Raw genomic sequence first — 8,371 nt, forward strand, 5'->3', positions numbered from 1 at the left:
TTACTTATTGCGAATACTATGGTTAAATTAAGACAATGAAAAAGAGATGATTTTTCAACCATCTCCGCTTAAGCCTTAATTTGTATCGTTTTTCATCCACCAACACCAAATGTTAAAGAACCAAAAAAACACGTCTTCCTCTTATGAGATTGACGTGTTTTTTTATGTTATGGCTGTTTCTTATTCGTTACAGCCTCTAAGCTTTTACTTCTACGCATACCCCATCAGGTCCTGGTGTTGTATTCAAATACTCTGCGATTGCAGCTTTTTGTTCAGGTTTACATGGTTTACATGTACCCACAACTTTTACTTCACCGTTCACTAATGCTTCCGCAAGTCCAGAACAACCTGCATATCCACAACCACCACAGTTGTAGTTTGGTAACATACTACTTACTTTTTCAACACGCTCATCTACTTCTACACTTAAGAATCGATCCGCAATTCCAAGTCCTAGACCTAAAATTGCCCCTAAGACAAGCATCATTAAGATTGCCACAACAATTGTCATATGATGATACCCCTTTCCTATTGTTCATGAGCAGGGTTATTACAACAGGATGTATCGTGACATCCTTTACACTCTGCTTTTAAATTCTCGCACCCTTTAGGTAATGGTGTTTTATGATTCAAGTGATATACGAATGCATAAGCTGCCCCAAGAATTCCTAAATAGATGACTGGCATGATATAGTCCATGTTATACTAGACCCATCAATCCACTGAAAGCCAACGCCATAATAGCCGCAACAATCAGCGCAATTGGATTACCTTTCCATGAAAGTGGTGTATCACAGGCATCTAATCTCTCACGTATTGTAGAGAAAATATAAAGTACTAATGTAAATCCAACAGGAATTGCGATAGAATACGTAATCATTTCCACAAAGTTATACCCTGCTGTAATGTTATTTAACGTTACGTTTAATACAACGCAGTTTGTAGTAATTAATGGCAAGTACACACCCAACGCTTTATATAGTGAAGGACTTGTTTTCTTGATAATCATTTCTACCAACTGTACCAAAGCCGCAATGACTAGAATAAAGGTAATCAAATCCATGTATTCTAATTTCAAGGGTTTTAATACCCCATAGTATAAACCATAGGTCGCAATGGATGCCGCAACAATAACGAAGGTTACTGCAGCTCCCATTCCAATGGCAGAACTACTCTTTTTGGATACTCCCATAAATGGACACATCCCAAGGAATTGATTTAAGACAACGTTATTGATGAATACAAAGGTAATCAACATTACAAATAAATTTGACCAATTCATAGATTAATTCGCCTCCTTTTCTTGTTTCTTAGCTTTGTTTGACTGGTAGCTTTTAAAAGCCGCAAGCCCAGCTGCTAAGCAGGCAAATGTACAGAATGCCCCAAACGGTTGTGAAAACATAGAGATTGTGAAATCTTCAGGAATCACACGGAAAGAGAACAATGTCTGTGCCGCATTAAATGGATTTTCAAAAGAGATAATCCCTGTAGCTAATACTTGACGAATCAAAGACATAATGATGATGGAAACCGTATACCCAAGCCCCATTCCTAATCCATCAAGTGCGGAATCAAAGATTCCATTTTTACTAGCAAATGCTTCTGCACGGCCTAAGATAATACAGTTTACAACAATCAATGGGATAAACACACCCAATGCACTATCTAAACTAGGCGCATATGCTTTAATCAACATCTGAATTACTTTTACTAACGTTGCGATAATGACAATGTATACTGGAATACGAATTTCACTAGGTGTAATATTTCGTACCAATGAAATTAACACATTGGATAAAATCAAAACAATAATAACCGCAACTCCCATACCAATGGCATTGTTTAATGTCGTAGTAATGGCTAGGGTTGAACATAAACCTAAATACAGTGAGAACACAGGATTTTCGCGGAGGAAACCTGCAGTAAAATTTTCTTTACGATTCATTTTTCCATCCCCTCCTATTTCAAATTCTCTGCCTGATATTTGGCAGCTTCTACAATACCTTCAAGAACTGGTTTACTAGAAACCGTTGCCCCTGTAATAACATCGTTTAGTATATCTCCATTCGTTGCATTCTTATCTTTCAAAGAAGTTCGAAAAGGCTCTTCCGTGACTTTTGTACCTAAGCCTTTTGTATCTCCATTGCTAATGGCTACATAATCATCTACGCTTCCATCACTCTTTAACGCAACTAGAAAGCTAGTACCATCTTTATATCCAGATACTTTCATCTTGAAAATATAACCTTTGCCTTCAACTTTGAATATTTTTTCAATTGTTTTACTAACATCTTTTTCTACTAGTTCAAAAGTTCCATCTGGATAAATTACTTTTAATGTATCTTTCTCAGCTGCCAATTCATTTGCCGCAATAACAGGTGCTGTCATATTATTCGCAAATCCAAGAGCAGCTCCCGCAAGGGCCGCAATCAGAGCTAAGAAAACAGTCAAATGTATAATCTTTTTCATGTTCTTACCTCCTAATATCCAAGTGCTTTACGAACTTCTTCTACTGCACGTACACATGACTTAGAAGAAATCGTAGCTTCACTTACTGCATCGTTCTTTTCAACTTTTATATCTTTTTTAAGATCCATTCCTTTGAATTGTCCTAAGAATGATTCATTATCAATCTTATCTCCCTTATATGGAGTATCGTTAATTTCTGTTGGTGTTAGCGATTCTACCGTTGCTGTTTCTACATTTACAATGATCTCGAATTTGTTGTAGATGGTAGGATCTTCAAAAGAGGCGTATCCTTGAGATGAAATTTTAAAGGTTGTTGTTCCATCTCCATTATCCACTTTTTCATCAACCTTAGCTTCAAACTTATTCACATCTTCATCACTTGTAGAAATGAACACTTTTGGATCTGGTTGTTTTGCTTCAATTGCACTTGCTGCTAATAATACACTACCTAATCCTACTACAAATACCGTAGTAAAGATAATTGTTGCTTTCTTACGCAATGCAAGTTGTTTTCCATCCAATGCTTTTTCAATCATCGGAGATAACATGTTCATCATAAGGATAGAATATAAACATCCTTCTGGTAAATTTGCTTTCACACGAATCAATACTGTGATGATCGCAGCTCCTAATGCAAAGATACAACGCCCTTGTGCACTCGTAGGTGAAGTTACTGGATCAGTCAACATAAATACAGCTCCAAACACAACCCCACCGCTTAATACATGAAGAAGTGGATACCATAGGACACCTGGTAAGCTACCATAATCTCCCACACCTCTAAACAATGCAATTCCTGCGGTTAATACAAAGATGCTTCCTAAATAAATAACAGGTACTCTCCAATCGATGACTTTACGAATGGATAAGTAAACTCCAACGATAAGAATGATGAGTGCGCTGGTTTCACCAACAGCTCCTGGGTACCAACCCATAAACAATTTACCAAACCCGCCAACTTCTTCCATCATCTTCGTAATCATGGTAGGATCGGTTACTAACCAATTGAATTCATTCGCAATCAATGTTGTTGGTGTTACAGATGTAATGACATCGGTAGTCGCTCCCATGAATGTCGCAAATATAATAGCTCTACCAACCGCTGCTGGGTTAAAGATATTATTTCCAAAACCACCAAACAACAGCTTCGCAAAAAAGATAGAGAAGAACGTTGCTACAATTAAGGCAAATGGACGAATGCTGATTGGTGTCATCAATGTTAAAATGATTGCAGTAATCCAGCCAAAACTTCCATTTAAAAATCCTTTGATATATGCGAAATCAAACTTTGCACCCTTCTTCATAAAGAATGCCCATCCAATTTCAGTAACCAATGCTGTCACAATGGAAACCACCATCAATTTAACTGCTTGTAGTGCATATTCCATAGAATATACTTGATAATAATACACTAATGAAAATGCAAATACGACTAATAATCCAAACATCAACTCACGCATAATATGTTGCGTACTTAACTTCGCTCGTAGGTTTGGAGAAACATTAAATATATATTTCATATTCTTCCCTCCCTACTTCTTCGCCGCCATCAATTGACGTTTTGCTTTTCTTACATTTTCGGTTACATCTAAACGTGAAGGACATACATACGTACATAACCCACATTCGATACAATCCATTGCGCATAAGCGTTCCATAGAACTCTTATCCCCAATCTTAACTGCTTGTGCAATACGAACAGGTTGTAAACCTGCTGGACAATGATCAGAACACATTCCACAACGAAGACAAGCAATGCTTTGGAATGGTTTGTTTTCCAATATCGTAAGAGCATTCATATTACGATCAATTACAAACTGATCATTTACGATTGTTTTTCCCATCATAGGTCCACCTGCAATGATTTTTACTTCCTCAGCAGTATATCCACCACATGCAGCTACAACATCACATGCACGAACACCTACTGGAACACAAACATTGCTAGGCTCTTTGATTCCATTACCAGAAACTGTAATCGTACGTGATACAATCGCATCTCCATACAACAATGCCTCACCAAAAGCAATTGCAGTCTCTGCATTATTTACAACAGCTCCCACTTCTCCTGGTAGCTTATCGTATTCTTTATGTAACAATTCACGAACAAGAACTCGTTCCCATCCCATAGGGTATACATCAGGAACACCCTTAGCCTCAACTCCATCACTATCCTCAAACACAGAGTTTACAAATGAAATCAAATCTGGATGTGTTTTCTTGATTCCAATGACTACACGGTTTGCCATAGCCATCTTCTTCATAGCTAAAATACCCGTTTTTAATTCTTTAGAGCGTTGTTGTATAGTTGTATAATCTGCCGTAATAAATGGTTCACATTCTACCGCATTAATAACTAACATATCCACATCTTTCGCAAACTTATATTTGATATAAGATGGGAATCCAGCTCCTCCTAATCCAATGATACCTGCATTCATCATGAAATCAATTAATGTTTCACGATCTGCTTGTTCATAATCCAACGGAGAAAAAGCTTGTACTTTCTCATACTTTTCATCATTCTCAATCACGAGATGATCCACTGGTTTTAACGAAGCATGCATAATTTTCTGAACCCCTTTTACAGTTCCAGAAACACTCGCGTAAATAGGTACTATATTACGTTCATTACATTGTGCAACCTTTGTGCCAATACAAACACGGTCACCTTCCTTAACAAGCATGTCAAGATTTGTAACAGCTCCACAGATCAAAGGAATATAAACTTCTTTTCCAGCTTTTACTTCCTTTACTTCTCCATGAGCAGTCAGATCTTTATAGCCATGTATATGCTGGCGCATAGGACCTTTAAACAATGACATTTCGCTCACCTTACCTTTCCTAAATAATCCCATATGTGACAGACAGTTTTCGAGATCACATACTGATTTCATTATAGCATTTTCACCATACGATAAAAAGAATTATTTCGTATTTTCTTTGGTTTTTATTCTTATATCATTTACCTGTAACCCACGTATTATACAAATATCCAATTGTTACCACCGCTTTTTCATCACATGGTGCAAACATGTTTAAAAAATATGAAATAATGGTATAATAACAACGGTGATAAATACATGAAGAAAATATGGATGCTACTTTGTATAGGATTATTACTTCCTATAAGTGGCTGTAGTACTGCACTTAAAAAATATTCAATGACCGCAACAGATTTAGGTTTTGATACTGTCGTTTCTTTTATTGCGTATACGGAAAACGAAGCAACCTTCAACACCTATAAAGATATTGTGCAACAAGAGTTTAAACGTTATGATCATCTCTTTGATAAATATAACAATTATGAGAATATAAACAACATGAAAACGATCAATGATCAAGCAGGTATAAGTCCTGTAAAGGTAGACAAAGAAATCATCGATTTCCTTGCCTTAAATAAAACGTACGCTTCTTTAACCAATCAACAATTTGATATAACGATGGGTTCTGTATTGAATATCTGGCACGATGCTCGTGAAGAAGGTTTACTCGCAAACAAAAACAATACACCAAGTACCATACCTGATATCAACGTCCTTCAAGACGCAAAGAAACATACTGGTTGGGATCATATCAAAGTAGATTCAAAAAATAGTACTGTCTATATCGATGACAAAGATGTTTCCTTAGATGTTGGTGGTTCTGCGAAAGGATATGCAGTAGAAAAAATCGCGCAAGAACTTGAAAAAAAGGGATGTAAAAATGCTATCTTGAATGGTGGAGGTAATATTCGTTTAATTGGTAATAAACCTGAAAGTGATGGTTGGTCAGTAGGTGTACAAATACCAAATTTAAAAGAATACTCTAGTGATTCTTTGGTATCTGTTCTTATAGATGAATCCATGTCCTTTGTAACAAGTGGAGATTATCAACGCTATTATATGTATGGTGATCAAATCATGCATCATATTATAGACCCAAGCACGCTTATGCCCGCAAGACATTGTCGTTCCGTGACTGTAATTACAGAAGATAGTGGGATTGCGGATATCTTATCTACAACGTTATATACCCTTTCTCATAAAGATGGCTTACAGTTGATTAAAAACCTAAAAGAAAAAGAAGGCATTGAAGTGAATGCCATCTGGGTTTATGATGAAAAACAACCAAAAGAAGATGAAACTACCACTATTTCCAAGAATGGATATGAAATAGTAGTAACTGATGGAATAAAAGATTCTATAAAATAAGACAATGCACCCACGCACTGTCTTATTTTATATTATGTATCGATGCGTTCAAGTTCCACAAGTTGCTTATTGCGATAGATAATATCACCACGTGCCTCAAACCCAAGTCCTTCCCAGAATTGATTTCCTTCCTCATTTTTCGAGAATACCAACATTGCCACTTTATGGATACCTTCTTGTTTTAAAGCGATCATAGCCGCATCAACAAGTGCCCTCCCAATCCCTTGTTTACGTCTCTTCACATCCACTGCAGTATGATGAATAAACCCTCTTCTACCATCATGCCCACTTAAAATCACACCAAGCAAACATCCCTCTTCTCGTGCCACAAAACATGTGCTTGGATTTCGTATTAAGTATTTGTTGATTCCCTCTTTGGAATCATCTTTATCATTTAAACCCATACCAGGCGTATTCCGCCATAACTCATAAACTTCTTCATAGTCTTCCAATTTCATCACTTGTATTTCCATGTACATCTCCCTTTACTTATCAAATAGCTTTACACGGCCGAATGTTTCAATGGTATCTTCTTTCACAACAACACCACCATCATCATATATCGCATATATTTTACACTGTTTCTCTTGTATCACTTTTTTCATATATTCATGTTGTACGTCTGTTTCCTCATAATGCACTTCAATGTCAAAGCCATCTACCATAGGTAAACCTTCTTCATAAGAAAAACTTGGATAATCAACATCTGGTGTTATATGGTACTCACGTAGTTGTATCATTGCTCCTGCACTATATCCAATCATTACCCCTTGATAACGAGCTAATGTATCCTGTAAATCAAATTCATGGATACGCTTCATCATCAAATCTGGGGCACCACCCGTAAAAAGTACAACACTACTATTTACAATCTTATTCCTCGCACTTTCATGACTATCTTCAAAATAATTCACCCACACGACCTGTTCCTCAGCTATCCCATAGCGTTTCCAAACATCCGTATTCGCCTTATACCATACACCATTATCTTTAGCATATTGCGTATTCCAATCATCTATCGTAGTTGTATCATCCCAAAAACTAAAGGCAACGACGCATACCCTATCATTTTCATGAATATGTTTGTTAAGTGCACTAAAACACCAATCTTCATCCACACAACTGGTATTCATCAATACATGTACACATGCTTTTCTATCCCATATGCCATCTTTGTATAGAAACGGCTGTACTTCTATAACACTGTCCATATTTAAGGGTCCATATATGTGAGGATACAAAATACCTTCGCCATTATCTTCCCATTTTATAGGAGCTTTTACCAACTCCGTATCAATGCATAATAAAACCTTCTCTGTTTCATCATTCATAAAGAAGGGTGCTACTTCATAAAAACTATTCCATGTTGAGCAATGAAGAAACCCTTCTTTTTTTATACATTGTTCCCCATAATAAGATTTATCTTTTATTTCTTCATATTCACTTTTCAACATACAATGTAAGATTTCCATATGCTTTCCTTGTATGATACTTGTGTACCTTGCGACAGAGTATCATACACTCCTTTCATTTTTTTGATAAACTATAAGTAGAACCTTATCAATTAATTTATAGTAAGGCGTTGCCCTTTTAAAGGAGAGTATTGCCATGGCTCTATTTATTTGTTTATAGTTGGATAAGTCTTTGTACTTTTATGTCTCGCAAGATTACGAGGATAGATCACCATGGCTAGGCAAGGTTCTAGAAAG

At 36.5% G+C, this 8,371-nt stretch carries 10 protein-coding genes; 1 reads left to right on the plus strand and 9 read right to left on the minus strand.

The genetic code is table 11. The annotated features are described in order from the left end of the window. Positions 1–196 precede the first annotated feature (196 nt). Genes ACWG42_RS14640 through ACWG42_RS14670 form a run of 7 tightly spaced genes read right to left on the minus strand, consistent with a single transcriptional unit; the run spans position 197 to position 5,294 of the window. Positions 197–505, minus strand: a complete 309-nt coding sequence (locus tag ACWG42_RS14640) for a (Fe-S)-binding protein (protein ID WP_455793315.1) — start codon at positions 503–505, stop codon at positions 197–199. A 23-nt stretch (positions 506–528) separates the two neighbouring features. Continuing rightward, positions 529–699, minus strand: coding sequence for a hypothetical protein (locus tag ACWG42_RS14645; RefSeq protein WP_455793306.1), 171 nt, complete (start codon positions 697–699; stop codon positions 529–531). A gap of 1 nt (position 700) precedes the next feature. Then, positions 701–1,282 carry an electron transport complex protein RnfA gene (locus ACWG42_RS14650; RefSeq protein ID WP_455793307.1) on the minus strand — a complete coding sequence of 194 codons (582 nt, stop codon included), beginning with the start codon at positions 1,280–1,282 and terminating at the stop codon, positions 701–703. A gap of 3 nt (positions 1,283–1,285) precedes the next feature. Beyond that, positions 1,286–1,945, minus strand: a complete 660-nt coding sequence (gene rsxE / locus ACWG42_RS14655) for an electron transport complex subunit RsxE (protein WP_455793308.1) — start codon at positions 1,943–1,945, stop codon at positions 1,286–1,288. A 14-nt stretch (positions 1,946–1,959) separates the two neighbouring features. Beyond that, positions 1,960–2,469, minus strand: a complete 510-nt coding sequence (locus ACWG42_RS14660; RefSeq protein ID WP_455793309.1) for an FMN-binding protein — start codon at positions 2,467–2,469, stop codon at positions 1,960–1,962. An 11-nt stretch (positions 2,470–2,480) separates the two neighbouring features. Continuing rightward, positions 2,481–3,989, minus strand: coding sequence for an RnfABCDGE type electron transport complex subunit D (locus tag ACWG42_RS14665; RefSeq protein ID WP_455793310.1), 1,509 nt, complete (start codon positions 3,987–3,989; stop codon positions 2,481–2,483). A 12-nt stretch (positions 3,990–4,001) separates the two neighbouring features. Continuing rightward, positions 4,002–5,294 (minus strand): RnfABCDGE type electron transport complex subunit C, encoded by a 1,293-nt coding sequence (locus tag ACWG42_RS14670; protein WP_455793311.1) that lies wholly within the window; start codon positions 5,292–5,294, stop codon positions 4,002–4,004. Positions 5,295–5,552: 258 nt separating this feature from the next. On the opposite strand from ACWG42_RS14670, the gene ACWG42_RS14675 reads away from it, so the two are divergent. Further along, positions 5,553–6,662 (plus strand): FAD:protein FMN transferase, encoded by a 1,110-nt coding sequence (locus ACWG42_RS14675; RefSeq protein ID WP_455793312.1) that lies wholly within the window; start codon positions 5,553–5,555, stop codon positions 6,660–6,662. Positions 6,663–6,694: 32 nt separating this feature from the next. Here the strand turns inward: ACWG42_RS14675 and ACWG42_RS14680 are convergent, their stop codons facing one another. Together ACWG42_RS14680 and ACWG42_RS14685 are read right to left on the minus strand one after the other, a co-directional pair. Continuing rightward, on the minus strand, positions 6,695–7,135 hold the full coding sequence (locus ACWG42_RS14680) for a GNAT family N-acetyltransferase (protein WP_455793313.1): 441 nt from the start codon (positions 7,133–7,135) through the stop codon (positions 6,695–6,697). A 12-nt stretch (positions 7,136–7,147) separates the two neighbouring features. Further along, positions 7,148–8,116 carry a DUF952 domain-containing protein gene (locus ACWG42_RS14685; RefSeq protein WP_455793314.1) on the minus strand — a complete coding sequence of 323 codons (969 nt, stop codon included), beginning with the start codon at positions 8,114–8,116 and terminating at the stop codon, positions 7,148–7,150. Between the last annotated feature and the right edge of the window lie 255 nt (positions 8,117–8,371).

The sequence above is a fragment of the Amedibacillus sp. YH-ame10 genome, assembly GCF_053848885.1.